At 36.6% G+C, this 18,658-nt stretch carries 15 protein-coding genes; 3 read left to right on the top strand and 12 right to left on the bottom strand.

Annotation, left to right across the window (positions count from 1 at the left end; all coding sequences use genetic code 11):
- Positions 1–96 precede the first annotated feature (96 nt).
- Positions 97–1,158 carry a DUF6340 family protein gene (locus SJY09_RS05580; protein ID WP_396637976.1) on the top strand — a complete coding sequence of 354 codons (1,062 nt, stop codon included), beginning with the start codon at positions 97–99 and terminating at the stop codon, positions 1,156–1,158.
- Here the strand turns inward: SJY09_RS05580 and SJY09_RS05575 are convergent.
- Genes SJY09_RS05575 through SJY09_RS05565 form a run of 3 tightly spaced genes read right to left on the bottom strand, consistent with a single transcriptional unit; the run spans position 1,155 to position 3,659 of the window.
- Positions 1,155–2,462, bottom strand: coding sequence for a cryptochrome/photolyase family protein (locus tag SJY09_RS05575; RefSeq protein WP_396637975.1), 1,308 nt, complete (start codon positions 2,460–2,462; stop codon positions 1,155–1,157). The genes SJY09_RS05580 and SJY09_RS05575 overlap by 4 nt on opposite strands.
- 3 nt (positions 2,463–2,465) lie before the next feature.
- A complete protein-coding gene (locus SJY09_RS05570; RefSeq protein WP_396637974.1) occupies positions 2,466–3,158 on the bottom strand; it encodes an SDR family NAD(P)-dependent oxidoreductase in 693 nt (230 codons plus the stop codon).
- A 3-nt stretch (positions 3,159–3,161) separates the two neighbouring features.
- Positions 3,162–3,659 carry a cell division inhibitor gene (locus SJY09_RS05565; RefSeq protein WP_396637973.1) on the bottom strand — a complete coding sequence of 166 codons (498 nt, stop codon included), beginning with the start codon at positions 3,657–3,659 and terminating at the stop codon, positions 3,162–3,164.
- Positions 3,660–3,848: 189 nt separating this feature from the next.
- On the opposite strand from SJY09_RS05565, the gene SJY09_RS05560 reads away from it, so the two are divergent.
- Positions 3,849–4,694, top strand: a complete 846-nt coding sequence (locus SJY09_RS05560) for a DUF2911 domain-containing protein (protein WP_396637972.1) — start codon at positions 3,849–3,851, stop codon at positions 4,692–4,694.
- A 53-nt stretch (positions 4,695–4,747) separates the two neighbouring features.
- On the opposite strand, the gene galK is transcribed toward SJY09_RS05560, so the two are convergent.
- From galK to SJY09_RS05520, 8 genes are all read right to left on the bottom strand, one after another.
- Positions 4,748–5,911: a galactokinase gene (gene galK, locus SJY09_RS05555; RefSeq protein ID WP_396637971.1), complete on the bottom strand. Its 1,164-nt coding sequence runs from the start codon at positions 5,909–5,911 to the stop codon at positions 4,748–4,750.
- Between the two features lie 85 nt (positions 5,912–5,996).
- Positions 5,997–7,796, bottom strand: a complete 1,800-nt coding sequence (locus SJY09_RS05550; RefSeq protein ID WP_396637970.1) for a sodium:solute symporter — start codon at positions 7,794–7,796, stop codon at positions 5,997–5,999.
- 111 nt (positions 7,797–7,907) lie between these two features.
- Entirely contained in the window at positions 7,908–10,439 is a 2,532-nt protein-coding gene (locus SJY09_RS05545) for a PIG-L family deacetylase (protein WP_396637969.1), read from the bottom strand.
- Between the two features lie 76 nt (positions 10,440–10,515).
- The gene (locus SJY09_RS05540) at positions 10,516–11,079 is read right to left on the bottom strand and encodes a mechanosensitive ion channel domain-containing protein (protein WP_396637968.1); all 564 of its coding nucleotides are present in this window, start codon (positions 11,077–11,079) and stop codon (positions 10,516–10,518) included.
- 3 nt (positions 11,080–11,082) lie between these two features.
- Positions 11,083–12,033 carry a septum formation inhibitor Maf gene (locus tag SJY09_RS05535; protein ID WP_396637967.1) on the bottom strand — a complete coding sequence of 317 codons (951 nt, stop codon included), beginning with the start codon at positions 12,031–12,033 and terminating at the stop codon, positions 11,083–11,085.
- A 33-nt stretch (positions 12,034–12,066) separates the two neighbouring features.
- Positions 12,067–12,654 carry a Maf-like protein gene (locus SJY09_RS05530; RefSeq protein WP_396637966.1) on the bottom strand — a complete coding sequence of 196 codons (588 nt, stop codon included), beginning with the start codon at positions 12,652–12,654 and terminating at the stop codon, positions 12,067–12,069.
- 2 nt (positions 12,655–12,656) lie between these two features.
- A complete protein-coding gene (locus SJY09_RS05525; RefSeq protein ID WP_396637965.1) occupies positions 12,657–13,184 on the bottom strand; it encodes a KdsC family phosphatase in 528 nt (175 codons plus the stop codon).
- Positions 13,168–13,929: a Rossmann-like and DUF2520 domain-containing protein gene (locus SJY09_RS05520; RefSeq protein WP_396637964.1), complete on the bottom strand. Its 762-nt coding sequence runs from the start codon at positions 13,927–13,929 to the stop codon at positions 13,168–13,170. Before SJY09_RS05520 ends, SJY09_RS05525 begins: the two co-directional genes overlap by 17 nt.
- Positions 13,930–14,067: 138 nt before the next feature.
- Here SJY09_RS05520 and ccsA point away from each other — a divergent pair, with 138 nt between their 5' ends.
- Positions 14,068–17,250 (top strand): cytochrome c biogenesis protein CcsA, encoded by a 3,183-nt coding sequence (gene ccsA, locus SJY09_RS05515; RefSeq protein ID WP_396637963.1) that lies wholly within the window; start codon positions 14,068–14,070, stop codon positions 17,248–17,250.
- 3 nt (positions 17,251–17,253) lie between these two features.
- Here ccsA and SJY09_RS05510 read toward each other — a convergent pair whose 3' ends face one another.
- Entirely contained in the window at positions 17,254–18,540 is a 1,287-nt protein-coding gene (locus tag SJY09_RS05510; RefSeq protein WP_396637962.1) for a M14 family metallopeptidase, read from the bottom strand.
- Positions 18,541–18,658 lie beyond the last annotated feature (118 nt).

Below are 18,658 nucleotides of genomic sequence, written 5' to 3'. Positions count from 1 at the left end.
TTCATTAAATAAACAAGTTGCTATTCTTGCTATTACTACAATTTATCGACCCTATAATCGTTAGTATTCAACTAATTACACATAATTCTAATTATTATGAAAAGTATACTTCGGTTAACTGTGTTTGTTGTTTTATTTATGTGCTTGGGTGCTTGTAGTGCCACCAATCGTTTAACAATGGGTGTTACAGAGCCTGCTAAACTTCCTTTAAGTTCGGATATTACGAAAATTGGAATTATAAACAGAAGTATACCATCCGAGGGTAATAAGGTAGTGGATGAAATAGATAAAATACTTTCCTTAGAAGGAAAAAATTTAGACAAAGAAGGAGCGCAGGCGGCCATTATTGGCTTGTCCGATGAATTGACACGAGGAAAGCGTTTTGATAAAGTTGAAATAATAACGGATATCGATTCGCAACGAAAAGGCCTTAGTGTTTTTCCGGCTGCACTTTCTTGGGAGACCGTTGAAAATATATGCAAAACATATGATGTGGATATTTTGTTTTCACTTGAATTTTATGACACTGACACTACCGCGGACTATGAGCTAAGTATGGTAACTATACCGAATAATTTAGGAATCGAAGCAAAGGTACCCGGACATAAGGTGCAGTTAAACACCGTTATAAAAAATGGTTGGCGTGTTTATGACCCGGTGGAGAAAACGTTGTTAGATGAGTATATTACTAAAGACTATCTTACCTCAAGAGGAGCAGGGATCAATCCGGTAAAAGCGATTGAAGCAATAATTGGCCGAAAAGAAGGCGTGCAGCAGATTAGCAATAATTTAGGTGGCCGTTATGGACTACATACCAAACCCTTAAGAAGAAGAGTGGCGAGGGATTATTTTGTTCGCGGAACAGATAAATTTTCCATCGCTAGAAGAAGGGCGCAGACCGGTGATTGGAACGGTGCTGCTGATTTATGGGAACAAGAAATTAACAATCCAAAAATGAAAGTAGCCGGACGTGCCTACTACAATATGGCCATAATCAATGAGATAAATGGTAATTTAGAAGAAGCTATTGCTTGGGCTTCCAAAGCCTACGCTGATTATGGCAATAATATGGCATTGAATTATGTAAATATTCTAAAGCGAAGAGTTATAGAGAAACAGCAATTGAATAATCAATTATCCAGTCTTAATTTTGACTAGCTTACGGCTTCTTTATACGTTTTTAAACAACGCTCACGAGCCATTTTATGGTCAACCATTTTAGAAGGGTAGGTTAGTTCTTGTAGCTCTGGCACCCATTTATTGATGTATTCTTTTTGTTTATCAAATTTATCAATCTGTGTCATAGGGTTAAAAATCCTAAAATACGGAGCAGCATCAACACCACTGCCTGCCGCCCATTGCCAATTACCAACATTAGCGCTCATATCATAATCCAATAATTTTTCTGCAAAATAGGTTTCGCCCCAGCGCCAATCTATCAAGAGATGTTTGCAAAGGAAACTTGCAACTAACATACGAACCCTATTGTGCATGTAACCGGTAGCGTTGAGCTCTCGCATTCCCGCGTCTACCAACGCATAACCTGTCATGCCATTTTTCCATTTTTCAAATTCATCCTCATTGTTTCTCCATTCGATGCGGTCGTATTTTGAACGAAACGCTGTGTTGTTCGTATGGGGAAAATGCCATAGGATTTGCATAAAGAATTCTCTCCAAATCAGTTCGCTCCAAAAGATTTCGTTTTCTTCCGCTATGGCTTTTTTCATCATTTTGCGAACGGAAACCGTACCAAATCTTAAATGAGGTCCTAATCTTGAGGTTCCATTTTCAATCGCTGGAAAATTTCGTGTATCCTCATAATTATTTATCAGGGTAGGGGTAACCGTATATTCTGGCACTTTTATTTTTGATGTCTCAAACCCCATGTCAGACAAGGAAAGGTTGGGTAATCTTGAATGGGTTATGAGATTACCCCTGTATTGACTTGTGTAATGTACAGTTAGATGGTCTGCATTAAATTTAGATTTCCATTTATTCTTGTAGGGGGTGTAAACTACATAGGGGTCACCGTCATCTTTTACGACTTCACTTTTCTCAAAAATAACCTGGTCTTTAAAAGTATGAAATGGAATTTCTTGCTCCCCTAAAAAATACTTTACTTCCTCATCCCGCTTGGTTGCATATGGCTCGTAATCATGATTTGTGAATACTGCTTTTACATCATATTCATCTAAAAGGTCTTTAAATACTTGTTTTGGGTTGTTGTAATAAAGTCCAATAGAGCTATCGTTTTCTTCCTGTAAAGTAGACCGCATGTCCTGAAGGGTATTATGGATAAAGGTAACCCTCGCATCATCTTTAGGTAACTTGTCTAAAATTTTAGTATCAAAAATGAAAATAGGCAGTACTGGAAAGTCACTTTTAAGTGCTTGGAGAAATCCAATATTATCATCAAGCCGTAAATCTCTTCTAAACCAAAAAACGGAAACTTCTTTACTCATATTCTAGGATATATTCAATGTGGACATTCCACCATCAACCCCTACTATTTGGCCGGTCATCCAAGTACTGTCGTCACTCAATAAAAACAAGGCAATATTAGCGATATCCTCTGGTGTTCCTACTCTTTTAAGCGGGTGACGTTGAGACATCATCTCCACTTTCTTATCATTATTTAATAAGCGTCCTGCCAATGGCGTGTTCACTAAAGAAGGGGCTACTACGTTTACGCGTAATTTTGGTGCGTATTCTGCAGCCATTGATTTTGCAAAACCTTCTATTGCGCCCTTTGCGGCCGCTACACTTGTATGGAACGGCATTCCCGTTCCTACGGCTACCGTACTAAAAAACACCATGCTACTACCCTCGGCCATTTTGCCTATTACCGTTTTTACGCTGCGTACCATGCTAAAGAAATTAAGGTGCATATCTTCCTCGAAGGTATCTAAACTCATCATTTTAAAGGGTTTTAGATTTATACTTCCAGGACAATAGACAAACCCATGAATTTCCTCGGGTAGTTGGGTCATGTCCAATTCATCGGTGGTGGCGTCAAATGGAATATGGGTTACCTCAAGATTGTCTAATTCTTCCTTGGTACGGGACGCAACATAGACATTATGCTTGTTCTGTAATTTTTTAGCCAAAGCATATCCTATGCCATGCGAACCTCCTATTAAGAGTATATTTTTGCTCATATTTTAGAATGATTTATATGTTATTGTTTTTGGAGCTCCTTCAATGCTTCCAAAAAGTTCTATTAATTTTTGCTCTCTAAATTCGAATATTTTTTTAAGCTGGTTTTTAACGATTATGGGATGTGCTATTTGCCCAAGAATACCAAGAGGAATTTTATAATCTATAATATCCTCCATTTCTACGCCGCCATCAATCTCCTTGATAAAATGTTTGTGATGCCATAGCGCATAGGGCCCAAAACGCTGCTCGTCAACAAAATACTCTCCCGCTTTTACATGTGTTATTTCAGTAACCCATTTTGTAGTATATCCAGGGAAAGGAGAAACTTTGTATTGTATTATTTGTCCTGGAAACATGGGCCTGTCCGCACCTGATAGTATGGTGAAACCCATATGTTCTGGGGTAATGACCTTAAGATTTCCGGGATCAGATAGAAAATCCCAAGCTTTAGTTATAGAAATAGGCAAAGCTTGTTTAGAATGTAACTGGTACAACTTCATGAAAATGTTTTAACAAATATATGTTCATTTATGTTGAATGAAAAATATTATTAGTTAAACAAAATGTAATATATTGTTTTATGGGATATGATTAATTACAATAGCTATCATTAGTTATTTAAGACTTTCTTAACTACTGCTGCTTGGGTTTATCTTTAGTTTTGTAAAAACACTAAAATTGAACTTATTATGAATAAAGTAGTACTCTTTTTATTAGCGATTGTGGCTTCCTTTTCCTTGGAAGCGCAAATTCAGACACCAGCGCCGAGTCCAGCATCTAAGCTGATGCAAACAGTTGGTTTAACTGAGGTTATAGTAGATTATTCAAGACCGTCTATGCGTGGCAGAACTGTTTTTGGGGATTTAGTTCCTTACGGTAAACTATGGAGAACCGGAGCAAATGCCTTTACTAAAATAAGTTTTGATACCGATGTGACTATTGCCGGACAAGAGGTAAAGTCTGGAACATATTCTATTTTTTCTAAACCAAGCGAGAAAAATTGGGAGGTATTCTTTTACAGCGATACACAAGGAGGTGGTACACCTAGGGAATGGGATGAGGCTAAGGTTGTAGCCAAAGCAACGGTACCTGTTTATCCTATTGATATGCCCGTAGAAACTTTTACCATTACAATTGATGATGTAAAGAGTAACGGTGCTAATCTTGGTATTATTTGGGATAACGTATATGTTGCTATTCCTTTTGAAGTACCAGCGGACAAAACGGTGATGAGTAGTATAGATAAAGTTCTAGCTGGTCCTAGTGCTGGTGATTATTATGCCGCTGCCGTTTATTATTCTAGTGAGGATAAAGATATCAATAAAGCTAAAGAATGGATGAACAAGGCCATGAGTATGACCGAAAAACCAGCATTTTGGCAATTGAGACAACAATCCTTAATTTTAGCGAAGGCCGGAGATAAAAAAGGAGCTATAGCAGCTGCAAAAAAATCATTAACAGGAGCTGAAGCTGCAGGTAACGATGATTATGTAAAAATGAACAAAGATTCCTTGAAAGAATGGGGCGCTAAATAAAGTGCTTCCTTATAACTATAAAAACCTGTAATTCCTTGTGAGTTACAGGTTTTTTATTGCGCCAGATTTATAACTTGAATTCCATCAGCTACCTGTAAGTGATATACTTCCGCATCTATTCCTGTTCGCAATTTATATTGTGACACTATCGTTTCTATACTTTTGTTCAGAAGTTCTTTTTTTATCAAATTTATGGTGCATCCGCCAAATCCTCCGCCCATCATGCGTGAGCCTATAATACCTGGTAATTCTTCGCCAATATCAACTAGGCAATCTAACTCTTTCGTGGTTATTTCAAATTCTTTGGACATGGCCCAATGTCCATCTAATAAAATTTCACCGATACCTTCGGCATTCCCGTTTTTTAGAGCGAGTTTCATTTTTAAGACTCTTTCATTTTCTTCTAGCACATAACGGGCTATTTTGTAGTCTACTAGTGATACTTCATTAATTATTTTTTTTAAATCAGCTAATGAAACATCGCGCAAAGAGCTTACATTATTTTTAATGGCTTTCATCTTTTTTACGATGAATTCGCATGAGGCTCTTCGCTTATTATAGGCAGTATCTACTGCCAAATTATGCTTAATGTTAGAATTAATAAGGACCCAACTGTAACCTTTTATATTTATTGGGACATATTCATGAATTAGGGTTTTGCAGTCTAAAAAAAGTGCATGGGATTTTTTCCCGAACAATAGTGCATATTGGTCCATTAGACCACAATTTATTCCAACACGATGCTCCGCTTTTTGTGCAATGATAGCAATCTCTTCCTTTGAAATTTTAATATGAAGGGCTTGGGAGATGGCAAAAATAAAACCACAACATAATGCAGCTGAAGAGGAAAGACCAGAACCTATGGGTATGTCTCCACCAAAAACACAATCGAACCCTTTTAAAGGGTACTTTTTCTCTACCAAAATTTCTAGAATAGCTTTAAAATAATTTCCCCAAAAAGAGCTAAAAGGGGTGCTATTTGCCGCTATATCAAATATGATTTGCTCTGGTGAAGTTATAAAGGACTCTACACGAATGGTGCTAGACCGATTCCCTTTAATAGCAAAGTAAATGCCCTTGTTTATAGCTGCTGGTAAAACATAACCCAAGTTATAATCTGTATGTTCTCCTATGATATTGATTCTACCAGGAGCCTTAATTAAGAGCGGTTTGTTAGTGTAGTTCGCTATAAAATATGCTTCTATCCTTGATATCAACTTAGCCCTATTTATTATTAATTATCAAAGTAGGTTTGAGATGCGCAATTCATAACTTAATTAAAACGGCCCCTATAAATCATTATTAATTCGAGCCTAGCGGTTTATTAAGCATGCGGTCAAAGACTTCAAAGATGATGGCTATGGTCATTACCAACGCACATCCAATAAAGTTCAACCATAAATAACCTAATTTTTCCTCACCGGAGGGATAAATATGTATGAGGTTATAGTATACGACGCAAACAATTACTTGCGTTAATAAAGCCGCAAAGAATACTGCATTACCTTTTACGAATTTCAAGAAAAAGGCTAATAAAAATATACCAAGTACATTACCGTAGAATATACTTCCAATAATATTTACCAACTGTATTAAATTATCAAAAAGACTAGCTATACAAGCTATCAAAATTGCTATTATACCCCATAAAAGGGTAAAACCCTTAGAGGCACGGACGTAATGTTTTTCTGTTAATACTGTATTCGTATTGCCCTTATAATAGCCAAAAGATATACGATTTATAAAGGAAAGAACTTTATTGCCAAGCGACTTGTTTCTTTTGTATATGTCCAATGCCGTTATGGTTCCAAGTGCATTAAGTTCTGATGCAGTAGAAGACATTGCAGCAGATAGGATAACAGCTAATAGCAAACCGATAAGACCTTTTGGAAGGTTATTGAGGATGAAATGTATAAAAACATAATCTTTATCATTGGTTTCTACGGTTTCGTCTGCTTGAGCTATAAGTAATTTAGCGGCAACTCTATTTGCCCTATCCTTTTCATTAATCTTTATTATCCTTTTTTTGGCTACTTCCACAGCGGCATACTCTTTAATCTCTAGCGCAGCTGAAAAATCGTTTTGTGCAATGCGTTTTTCAGCCTCCAAGGAAACTTGACCTTCTTGTAGTAGTTTATAATCTTCCGCATATTCCGAGTTCATTACAGCTTGGGTAGCAGATGGATTAAAATTTAACGGAGACGGATTATATTGGTAAAACACAAAAACCATTACTCCGACCAAGAGAATAAAAAATTGCATAGGAATTTTAAATATTCCGTTAAAAACCAATCCTAATTGACTCTCTCTTATTGATTTTCCAGAGAGATAACGTTGTACTTGACTCTGGTCTGTACCAAAGTAGGCTAATGCGAGAAAAAGCCCGCCCGTTATGCCACTCCAAAATGTATATCTACTGGAGGTGTCCATGCTAAAATCAAGAACATCTAATTTATTGCTTGCTCCCGCAATCTTCATTGCTTTTCCAAAGGTGATATCTGAAGGTAGGTAACCAAGAATAAAAAAGAAAGCGATGAACATCCCCGTCATTATAATGAACATTTGCTGCTTCTGTGTTACGCTTACAGCTTTAGTTCCTCCAGAAACTGTGTAGATAATTACCAAAGTACCTATAATGATATTTAAGGTGCGTAAATCCCAACCTAGTACCGCAGAAAGAATGATAGAGGGGGCAAAAATCGTTATTCCCGCTGCTAAACCCCTCTGGATAAGAAACAAAATGGCCGCTAAGGAACGGGTTTTAAGGTCAAACCTGCTCTCTAAAAACTCATAGGCCGTATATACTTTCATCCGATGATAAAGCGGAATAAATACGAGACATATGATAATCATGGCCAAAGGAAGTCCAAAATAGAATTGAACAAATCCCATACCGTCATGAAAAGCTTGTCCTGGAGTTGATAGGAAGGTAATTGCACTCGCCTGTGTTGCCATGACCGATAGGCCAATAGTCCACCATTTAGCTTCGTTTCCTCCTCTTACATAGTCGTTTACATTAGTGCTTCCTTTGGTTTTCCATACACCATAAGCTACAATAAATAGTAGGGTGCCACAAAGAATAGTCCAATCTAATACTCCCATATTATGTGAATGATGTCATTAAATAGTAGAATACAAGAATATAAATAAGATTTAGAACAAGCACAATGGAGTACTCTTTTTTCCAAGTTCTATTTTCGTCTCTTTCTTTGCTCATCCTTTTATTTGGTCTTCGTTCTCTAACTTATCTTTTCCTACGGAAAGCATATTGGAAAATAGTTTATATGCCCCTGGAACACCAGCTGGTAACTCTCTAAAAAAGCTTAGTCCCGTGTAAATATAATTTCCTTCTCCATAGGGTGCTATTAAAAGACTCCCTTTTTTTATGCTTTCTCCTTCATCTTTCATTTCTAGAATAGGGGTAAATTCTTTACTCCATTTGTTAGGGAAATAAAGCCCTCTTTCCTGGACCCATCCACTAAAGTCGTCTTCAGAGATTTTGTTAGGATAATTTACCAATGAATGGTCTTTGGCAATAATTATAACTTCTGAGTTCTCATCTGTGACACGGTCTCTAGAAACTTGTAATTCATAAGGCGCAATATTCTCAAATTGACTATTCCATCTTCCAGCGGTGTTATACTGCACAATAACATTACCACCGTCTTTAACATAATCCAAGATGTATTTTTGCTTGAAGCTCAGTTCTTTTACAACGTTGTAAGCTCTTATTCCTAAGACAACAGCATCGTATTTATCTAATGTAGCTTCGGTTATATCGGCTGGGTCTATTTGATGTACTTTATAGCCTATTTGTTCTAAACTTGTAGGAACTGCATCACCAGCCCCCATAATATAACCAATATGTTCACCAACCTTTTCAATGTTCAAACGCACTACTTTGGCCTGTGATGGCAGTAAGATGGTCTGCGTAGGAACGTGGTCGTAAGCTATGGTCGCTAATTCTTTTGTTATGTTGGCACCATTCAATTTTATAATAGGGGAGATGTAACTTTCATCTTCAGATTGGGGAGGACTTAGGGTAAAGAAAACCGTTTGTTCATCTCCTTTTTCGGCAATGTTGAACTCCTTAACTTCTTTATCTACACTCCATTTGTTATCAAAACAGAATTGAACGACTCCAGCGATATTATCCTTGTGTGCTTTTATAGTAACCGGAATCTCTTTTGGCGTATCGTCAGAAAATATGATGACCTTATCACTAAAGCTAGCAGTAGCCTCCGGAACTATTTCAAAAGGTTGATAAATCTCTCCTTTATCGGGTTTCGCATATTTATAAATGATGCTTGTTGTCATTGGTATTTTAGTGCCTTCGAAAACTAAGTTAAAGGTTGCGTTGAAGGCTCTAGGTGTTTCCGGTAGCCCTATTAACTCCTCGTCGTCAACTTTATATGTCCCCAGAGTACCCTTTTCTAATAACCAATAGGGGCTTGTAAAATTCATGTTCAGAGGAATCGTAAAGTCGATAGTTTTTTTATACAGCTCGTTTTCTACAAGATTTGATGTAGCATCGGAAATCTGCTGTTCATTTATTGAAATCGATTCTAGAACTATCTTATTTTCACTTCGGTTTAAAGCTTCCATGGTTACGGAAATTACTTCCCCAGGATTGGAGTTGGCAGTAGTAACGAATGCCTGTATATGAAGACCTGTAATTGCGGAAATTATAGTTCTCAGTTCTATGGATTTTAAATTTTTCCAATGTTCATCGCTTACCTCTTGTAATAGGTTGTATGCTTTGACTAAATCTGATAGATGCACCGCTGGATTCTTAAAATTGAAATTTTCTTCAACCTTATTTAAAATAGTACCTATTTGTTCACCTCCTTCTATTCGGGACCAGGTTGTATTGATGCCTTCAAATAAATCATTTTTTCCTTTTGGCAAATCACCTTTTAGTAGCTCAACATATTCCGTTTGTGAACCTCTTGTGCTCAGCCTACCAAAGCCTTGACACAGATGTTGACTACTGGCCAAAGATGCTATTTCATTATTGGATTTGCCTAAAGTGGGATAAAATATACCAACATCAACATTTAATAGTTTTGACTTATCCGCCTTTTCAAATTTTTCTTGACTTCCATAAAACCACCAAGACGTGTTAAAAAATAGTCGTTGAGGCTGCCATAATTCAGTAGATGCTAATCTTTCTGGAAATGCATTGGGGTCATTTGCCATATCAAATGCTTCTACACTAAGCATTGCAGAAGATGTATGATGGCCGTGCGTTGTACCGGGACTTCTATGGTCAAATCTATTAATAATAACATCTGGCTTAAATTTTCTTATGGTAGTTACCACATCTCCTAGAATGGTATTTTTATCCCAAATTCGTAGGGTTTCTTTAGGATGTTTAGAGTAGCCAAAATCGTTCGCTCGGGTAAAAAACTGTTCTCCTCCATCAACCCTTCTTGCCGCCAAAAGTTCTTGCGTCCTAAGAACACCTAATAACTCTCTAAGCTCTGGGCCTATTAAATTTTGACCGCCGTCTCCTCTGGTTAAGGAGAGATAACCAGTTCTTGCATGAACATTATTGGCTAAATAAGCTATTAATCTCGTATTTTCATCGTCCGGATGAGCAGCTACGTATAAAGCGGTTCCTAGAAAGTTGAGCTTCTTTACCGCATGATAAATGTCCGAAGGATTCTGATTTTTTGGAGTTTGAGCCGTAACTAAGTTTGAAAGTAGAAAGCTACAGATAAAAATAGCCACAAAGTGTCGCATTGGATAGATTTTAGTGTAGTTCCAAAGATAACAAGATTAATACCCTAGGATACTATTTTACGACTTCTTTAACAAACTAAGCTTCACCCACTTCTGAAATGATTTGTCCGTCGTAAGTAGCGATTAAAACCACACCCTTTTGAAGAACCATATTGTTGGGATAGGTTAAAATTTCGCCATTATTCTTTCTCAGATGTAAATGAAAAGCTTTGATGTCTTCTATGGTAAAGGTGTCTTTATCAGTACTTTCCGGGTCAAGTAATTCTTTATCCAAGATTCTAATGGTATTTCCGATTTTAAATGGAAAGGAAAAGAAAATAATAACACCTGCTGTGATATTACTTAAAATAGACCACTGCGCAAAAAGAGCTACACCGATAACCGCAAATACTGAGGATAGCAATACGCCTAAATCTTTATAATTAACACCCCATATTAAAGTAAACGCTGCTAAAGCGATTATAGTTAACGCTATAGATATATATTTTATGATAAGATTAGTTCGTACGGGATTGAAATCACTAATTTTTCCAACTTTTTTTGCCGCCTTGGTAAAAATAAATTTCAAAAGTAATAGCAGCGCAAACACCACCAGTGTTGAAATTAATTCATCTTTGTGGTTTATTAAAAACTCTTCCATAAACTATATTCCTAAGCTGTCTCTTAAATACAGATCCTTATTCCCGTTTTGTCTCCAGTAAGGCGTATTTAAGGTTTTTATTTTTGTTCCAGTTGATGTAAGTGTTTTGGCATTGGGGCCGTAACCGCTAGTAAATGAATCTGACCAACTTTCTACGGTATTAGGAAATTCTGAACTAAAGTTAATCTTTAAAGTCCTATTTAATTCAGGATAAGTAACCTCATAAGTTCTCAGGTCACCTTTAGGGGTCAATGAAGCCTTTACATCATACGATTTTAATTCTTTATGGGTTAATCGTGAAAACTCCAATGATGGAATCATTTTAAAATCACCTTGAGGTAAATTTTCTGGATTTATACGAATCTTATTCCAAATTTCATTTTCTAAAACGGTTTTGTTCAATTGTAATTCTTGGTCTGCTTCGCTTTCAAAATAGGAGTGAGACGCTACCTCAAATTTGGCTCTGTTATTTAATTGTGTGTATACTTGGCCGCACCATTCTTGCGAAGAAAAAGTTATTTTTAAGGCGTGTTGGTTGTCATAAACAGGATAAAAACTACTGTTCATAATCGAATAAGGATAAATTCCCGTGAGGTAGTTCTTGGTAGAATTTAGTTTAAGAACGGGGATATTATCTGGGTTATTACCGTCGGCTTTAACTTGCTTATCCTTTAGAAAAGGCTCCGTAACATAGACCAATACGGCTGTACCTTCTCTCATTTCACCATATCTTGCTTGTTCTAATTTGTAAGAGGTTATTTCTGCCTTTCCAGCATACCAGTAGTCCTTAAAGTTTTGGGATAATTCGTTCTTCTTAAGAACTTTAGTTGCTTTGACCTCTTCATTTAGGGCAATAATAGCTTTTTCTTTTTTGTTTTCAGAACAAGATGTAAATCCTAAAAGAGCTAATAATACTAAAGAGATGACCTCCGGAAATTTCAACGTAGATTTCATGATTTATTTTTTTACTAAATTACCGAAAAGGGATTATCCCACCATGTTCATTAACGTTTTGTAAACTAATTGTGTAGGCAACCCAACGACATTGGTGTAGGACCCTTTTATTTGTTCTATGCCAACCAAACCAATCCATTCTTGAATGCCGTAGGCACCGGCCTTATCAAAAGGTTTGTAGTTCGTAATATAATAATTGATTTCATCATCATTCAGCTCCCTGAATTTGACCGCTGTGGTATGATTAAGAACCTCCTGTTTTCTTGGAGCGGTAAAACACACCGATGTAATAACTTCATGCCAGTCATTTGATAATTTTTTCAACATTTCAAAAGCTTCTTTGCGTGTATCCGCTTTTGCGAGAGACTCCCTATTATGCCATACCACTGTATCCGAAGTTATAAGTATTTCATTTACTTTAAGATCTTCTTGAAAAACACTAGCCTTTAAAATTGCCAGATAATCAGAAATTTCCTTACCCTTTAAATATGGGGGATATACTTCTTCTACAGGCCGCAACTGAATTTCAAAATCCAAACCCATTTCTTCAAAGAACATTTTTCTTCGAGGAGAGCCAGAGGCGAGTATAAGTTTGTAGTCTTTTAATCTATCTTTCAGCATTTTTAATCGTTTGCCGCACTAAAATTACCCATCCAATTACCCTGCACCTTCAAAACCTGCTCTATAACATCCCTTACGCAGCCTTGTCCACCATTTATATGGGAAATATAGTCGCTTACGGCCTTTACTTCGGGAACTGCATTTTGCGGACAAGAAGGAAGACCAACTGCTTTCATAGGCGGAATATCTGGAATATCATCTCCCATGTAAAGTACATTTTTAGCGGCAATACTGTTGTTTTGTAAATATTCGTTTAGGGCTTCAATTTTATGATGGGCACCCATATAAATATCCTGAACACCCAGACCTTTTAAACGAATTCTGACCCCTTCGTTCGTACCTCCGGTAATAATACAGACCTGATATCCCTTTTGTAAGGCCACTTTTAAGGCATAACCATCTTTTACGTTCATTTTACGTAACATTTCTCCATTAGAAGTTACCATAAGGCTACCATCCGTAAATACGCCATCGACATCGAATATAAATGTGGTAATATCCTTTAAATATTCTTTATAACTTTTTTCCATAGGAAGCTTTAATTACGTTGCTCATTAATTTATAAATTTCTTTATGTTGAGAACCTTCTAAGAGGTCTAGATGCCCATGAAGCGTTTTTAAATCTCCTCTTTTTGCAGGGCCCGTTTGCGCTTCAGTTGGGCTAAGACTGTCTAGCTTAGAAACTGTCTCCTTAATCAAAGGTTTTAATAAGCTAAAATCTAAGTCATTACTTTCACAAATATTATCTGCTATGGTGTACATATGGTTAGTGAAATTATTAACGAATACGGCAGCCAAATGAAGAATTTTTCGTTTTTCTGATGAAATATGTGCCACATGGTTGCTCAACAGATGTGCTAATGTTTCAAGTAATTGTAAATCCGATGCATCCTTTGCTTCTAGACAGATAGGTATTTCTTCAAAATCTACTATTTTATTGGAAGTGAAAGTTTGCAATGGGTAAAAAACCCCAAAACGTTGATGCTTTTTTAAAGCATCTAATGCTACACTACCGGATGTATGTACTATTAAACCACTTGTGGTTAATTCTTTTGATACTTCTGCTATGGCATCGTCATTAATAGCCAAAATATATATATCGGCTTTTGGTAGCGATTTCCAATTGGTACTTGTTTCGGTACGACTGCTAAAATAGGATAGGGCTTCCTCTTTTCTACCAAACACCTTGGTAATAGAAACTTCGTCCCTTTTCAAAAAGGATTCGAATAGATTCTTTGCTACATTGCCAGTTCCCAATAAAACTACTGAAATCATGGTTCAAAAGTACAAAGAATAATAGCGCTTTATTAAGATAAAAATTAACACTTTTGTTTAAGGTTTAAAATGCTTAATTCCTGTCCAAAATGGTAAAAAGAGCGTATTTTTGCATGCTGAAAACCAATGTATTTTCTTATGACAGAATTGCTCAAGAAAATTTTCTTCTCCACTCGTTTAATGTCCATTTTGTTTATAGTTTTTGCTACTGCAATGGCTTTTGGAACTTTTATTGAAAGTTGGTACTCTACCGAAACCGCGCGTATTTGGGTTTATAATGCTACATGGTTTGAGGTTATTATGGTGTTTTTTGTAATAAATTTTGTAGGTAATATTTTCAGATACCGCCTCTTAAGAAAAGAGAAGTGGCCCGTCTTATTACTTCATGTTTCTTGGATATTGATAATCATAGGCGCTTTTGTTACTCGATATATCAGTTTTGAAGGTATGATGCCTATACGTGAAGGAAAGACAGAGAATATTTTTTATTCTGATAAAACCTATTTTACTGCACATGTTGATGGAAAGATAGAAGGTGAGCCTAGAAGAAAAGTTTTAGAAGATGATTTAATCGTCACGGCAGAGGACATAAAATCTAACCTTCCTTGGAATTCTGATTTCAACGGTCAGCCTTTCACCATTATCTATGAAGGTTTTATAGAAGGTGCAAAAGAAGGTCTTGTTCCCGATAGCTCAGGAAACCTTTATTTAAAAATAGTAGAAGCAGGTGATGGTCAGCGACATGAACATTATTTAGAAAATGGAAAGGTAAGTAGTATACACGGGGTTTTATTTGCATTGAACGTGCCTACGGAAGGTTCTATTAATATTGCGACCACAGGGGAACGATATGAAATTAAATCTCCATTTGCTGGAAGTTTTATGCGCATGGCGGACCAATTTCAAGGAGTCTTGGAGAAGGACAGTTTACAGCCTTTACAACTGCGGTCTCTTTACAATGCCGCCAATATGCAATTTGTTATTCCAGACTCCCTTATTCAAGGAAGTTACGGAGTGGTAGAAATTCCTGAGGCGGAGAAAACCGATTTTGATACAGATGCATTATTAATGTCCATTACTTCAAACGGTGAAACTAAAAAAATAAAAGTCCTTGGCGGAAAGGGAGGAACCGATTTTACGGATAAAATTAAAGTCGGTGGATTAGATTTTGCATTACGCTATGGTTCCAAAGTACATGAATTACCTTTTAGTGTTCAATTGAACGATTTTATCGCAGAAAAATATCCTGGCACGGAGAAAGGTTACGCTTCTTTCATGAGTAAAATTACGGTAAAAGACGAAAGAACCTTTGATTATGATGTTTATATGAACCATGTTTTGGACCATAAAGGGTACCGTTTCTTTCAAGCAAGTTTTGATCCTGATGAAAAAGGAACTACACTCTCCGTTAATCATGATTTCTGGGGAACATGGATTACCTATGTTGGCTATTTTCTTTTATATATTGGTTTATTGGGCATTATGTTCTTTGGAAAAACGCGTTTTAAGGACTTAAGCAATTCCTTGAACAAGTTAAAAGAGAAAAAGAAAAAGGCATTAGCTACAATTGCTTTACTGATAGGTTTTTGTATGCCAATATCCGCGCAGGAACATTCTGTAGGTGATGGTCATGATCATGCTACCGAACCAACGCAGTTTCAAGTAGACTCTTTATTGAGAGCATCCATAGTTGCTAAGGAACATGCAGATAAATTTGGAAAACTGGTTATTCAGGATGAGGGCGGACGAATGAAACCAATAAACACTTTTTCATCAGAACTTCTAAGAAAACTAAGTTTAAAGGATACGTATTCAGGACTTAGTTCTGACCAAGTATTTCTCTCCATGATGATGAATCCTGCCATTTGGTATAACACGGAATTTATTGCAGTTGATAAAAAGGCCCAAAACGATAGTATTAGAAAAGTAATAGGTATACCTAGCGGCCAGAAATATATTAAGGCAACAGATTTCTTTGATGAAAAGGGTCAATACAAGTTAGCACCTTTCATTAGGGAGGCTACGACCAAGGCGAGTCCAAACAAATTTCAACGCGATATAAAGGATATCAATATTCGTCTAAATTTATTGGACCAAGCGTTAAGCCAGCAGATAGTAAAGATTTTTCCCTTGTTAAATGATGAAAATAACAAATGGATCTCGGCAATAGAATATAGAGGAGGGCAGTATCAAGTTTCCGATTCGCTTTATGCCAACTTCATTAAAAATGCTATGCCGTATTATTTGATGACGCTTGGGAAAGCTCAGCAATCTGGCGATTATAACGAGGCAGATAAATTGTTGGCCGCATTTAAACAAAATCAAGCGAATCATGGTAGTGAAGTTTTGCCTTCGCAGAATAGAATTGATACGGAAGTTGTCTATAACAAATTGGATATTTTTAATAGGCTATATGGCTATTACCTTCTTGTGGGTTTTTTAATGTTTACGATATTGATTTTCCAGATTTTTAAAGAACGCGAAATATGGAAGGCCGCTGTTTACTTTTTAAAAGGTACTATAGTTTTATTTTTCGTATGGCATACAGTAGGTTTAATTCTTCGTTGGTACATATCTGGGCATGCACCTTGGAGTGATGCCTATGAGAGTATTCTCTTTGTTGCTTGGGCAACCATGGGAATGGGTATTGCTTTTGGAAGAAAAAGTGATATGACCGTGGCTGCATCTTCTTTTGTAGCGGCAATGTTACTATTTTTTGCACATCAAAATTGGGTAGATCCAACTATTGGAAATCTAGTACCTGTTCTGGACAGCTATTGGTTAATGATTCATACCTCGGTAATTGTGGGGAGTTATGGTCCTCTGACCGTAGGAATGATTCTTGGCGTAGTATGCTTACTATTAATGCTACTTACCACAAAAAAGAATAAAAAAAGAATGGAATTCAATCTAAAAGAACTGACCATCATTAATGAGATTTCACTTACCGTAGGACTCATTATGTTGACCATTGGTAATTTTTTGGGTGGTCAATGGGCTAACGAAAGTTGGGGACGTTACTGGGGATGGGATCCTAAAGAGACCTGGGCATTGATTTCAATTATGGTTTATGCCTTTGTAATACATACCCGATTAGTTCCGGGACTAAGAGGCAAATGGACTTTTAATTTTTTAAGTGTAGTAGCTTACGGTAGTATTATGATGACCTATCAAGGGGTTAATTTTTACTTGGTGGGACTGCACAGTTATGCAAGTGGAGCACAAGTTGTTACGCCAACATTTATTTACTATACCGTGGCTGGAGTTTTAGGTTTAGGTGCATTAAGTTACTGGAGATATAAGGCCAATTATACCAAATAGAGTTTACTCTTCTTGTAATAGACGCATAAGCTCTTCAGCGGCTACTTGACCTTTCTTTTTTAGAAAATCGCGAGGCGTATTGTCCCCTAGTTCAAAAACTATAGCTGGCATATTATGATTTACAAAGAAATAGTTTCGTGAAACCATGGTAGGATTAATCTTTTTCGAGGCACTGATATTCGTTTTTTTCTGAGGGAGCCTACTACTAATACTTTCAATCCAGTCGAAAACGATTTTCCCTCTATCACCTGTGATGGTGCTATCTATGGGATAATAAATATCGTCCCAGGTAGAATGAAAATCAGCACCGAATACAAAATCATAACCCTCATTGCTTTTTTTGTTTAAGAAGTCTTTGACACTTTTAGTTTCCGGTTGATTAAAATTTTGCCAATCCCTATTTAAATCAATACCGCCCATATTATGCCTCCAATGGCCATTGTCCACACCATCCGGATTCATCAAGGGGACTACGAAAATGTCATACTTTTTTCTAAACTCTTTCGCTTGCTGGGATTCACCCGCTATTGTTTCAATAAAAGATTTCATGGCCAGAAAACCAGTTACTTCTGGCGGATGTTGTCTAGAGATAATCATTACAGCCTTTTTTGTATTTGTATTGGCTTTAATTTCCATTAGGTTCATCGCTCTATTTTCAGTACTCTTTCCAATTTCATAAGTGGAGATAAATGGTTTACTGGCTAGCGAGTCAACCCAATTTTTTATTCTTTTAGACGTATATAGTTCTTGGGCGGATATCCAAATCGGTTCCTTTCCTATATTTATCTTCAATTCTACAAATTCAGGAGCGGCTTTGATTCCAAAATCTCCTTCTCCTTCATTAATAGGTTTATAAGAAGTACTATCCAAGACACTAAATTTTAACCCATCTTTACTAATTTTAGGATAGTATCTGCTTCTAGAATCTTGATATGATAATTTTATGGTGATTTCCCTCGGTTGCCCTGTCCAAACTTTAAATGCATACCAAGGACTTACATTAATAGGTGTGTTCTCAGCAGTTATCCAAATAGTATAATGATCGTTACCGTCATCAGCCACACCGTTTAATCTAGCTCCATCAAAATCGTTAGTAAAGAAGGTTTCATTGGATAAGGACCAGATTCCCTTCCATTGTTTTTGCACCGGACGGTTTATCGTAGGTACAATAGGACTAGGTTTTTGCCCTTGATAACCTGTTGGAGTTTTATTTTCTATAGCTTTGTTCGTGTTTTTACAAGAAGTGAAAGTGAATAAAAATACCACCGCTAAAACAAAGTAAAATTTCATATTTAGGTCTTATGTCGGTTAATAATTAAAATGTTATCAGGTACTCGTTAAAGAAACCTCCTTAAAAAATTAAAAATCAATATTCTAAGGTAGCATATTTTTTCTCATATTTGTAGTC

It is taken from the genome of Maribacter sp. R77961, assembly GCF_044594925.1.
Taxonomy (GTDB): Bacteria; Bacteroidota; Bacteroidia; order Flavobacteriales; family Flavobacteriaceae; genus Maribacter.
The sequence above is the reverse complement of the archived record's forward strand: the minus strand, read 5'-3'. Positions and strand labels throughout refer to the sequence as shown.

Coding starts and splice junctions, on each gene's coding strand:
- ccsA (WP_396637963.1), top strand. CDS start 14,068: ATGACAGAATTGCTCAAGAAAATTTTCTTCTCCACTCGTTTAATGTCC.
- SJY09_RS05575 (WP_396637975.1), bottom strand. CDS start 2,462: ATGAGTAAAGAAGTTTCCGTTTTTTGGTTTAGAAGAGATTTACGGCTT.
- SJY09_RS05545 (WP_396637969.1), bottom strand. CDS start 10,439: ATGCGACACTTTGTGGCTATTTTTATCTGTAGCTTTCTACTTTCAAAC.
- SJY09_RS05520 (WP_396637964.1), bottom strand. CDS start 13,929: ATGATTTCAGTAGTTTTATTGGGAACTGGCAATGTAGCAAAGAATCTA.
- SJY09_RS05525 (WP_396637965.1), bottom strand. CDS start 13,184: ATGGAAAAAAGTTATAAAGAATATTTAAAGGATATTACCACATTTATA.
- SJY09_RS05565 (WP_396637973.1), bottom strand. CDS start 3,659: ATGAAGTTGTACCAGTTACATTCTAAACAAGCTTTGCCTATTTCTATA.
- SJY09_RS05540 (WP_396637968.1), bottom strand. CDS start 11,079: ATGGAAGAGTTTTTAATAAACCACAAAGATGAATTAATTTCAACACTG.
- SJY09_RS05535 (WP_396637967.1), bottom strand. CDS start 12,033: ATGAAATCTACGTTGAAATTTCCGGAGGTCATCTCTTTAGTATTATTA.
- SJY09_RS05510 (WP_396637962.1), bottom strand. CDS start 18,540: ATGAAATTTTACTTTGTTTTAGCGGTGGTATTTTTATTCACTTTCACT.
- SJY09_RS05570 (WP_396637974.1), bottom strand. CDS start 3,158: ATGAGCAAAAATATACTCTTAATAGGAGGTTCGCATGGCATAGGATAT.
- SJY09_RS05530 (WP_396637966.1), bottom strand. CDS start 12,654: ATGCTGAAAGATAGATTAAAAGACTACAAACTTATACTCGCCTCTGGC.
- SJY09_RS05580 (WP_396637976.1), top strand. CDS start 97: ATGAAAAGTATACTTCGGTTAACTGTGTTTGTTGTTTTATTTATGTGC.
- SJY09_RS05560 (WP_396637972.1), top strand. CDS start 3,849: ATGAATAAAGTAGTACTCTTTTTATTAGCGATTGTGGCTTCCTTTTCC.
- SJY09_RS05550 (WP_396637970.1), bottom strand. CDS start 7,796: ATGGGAGTATTAGATTGGACTATTCTTTGTGGCACCCTACTATTTATT.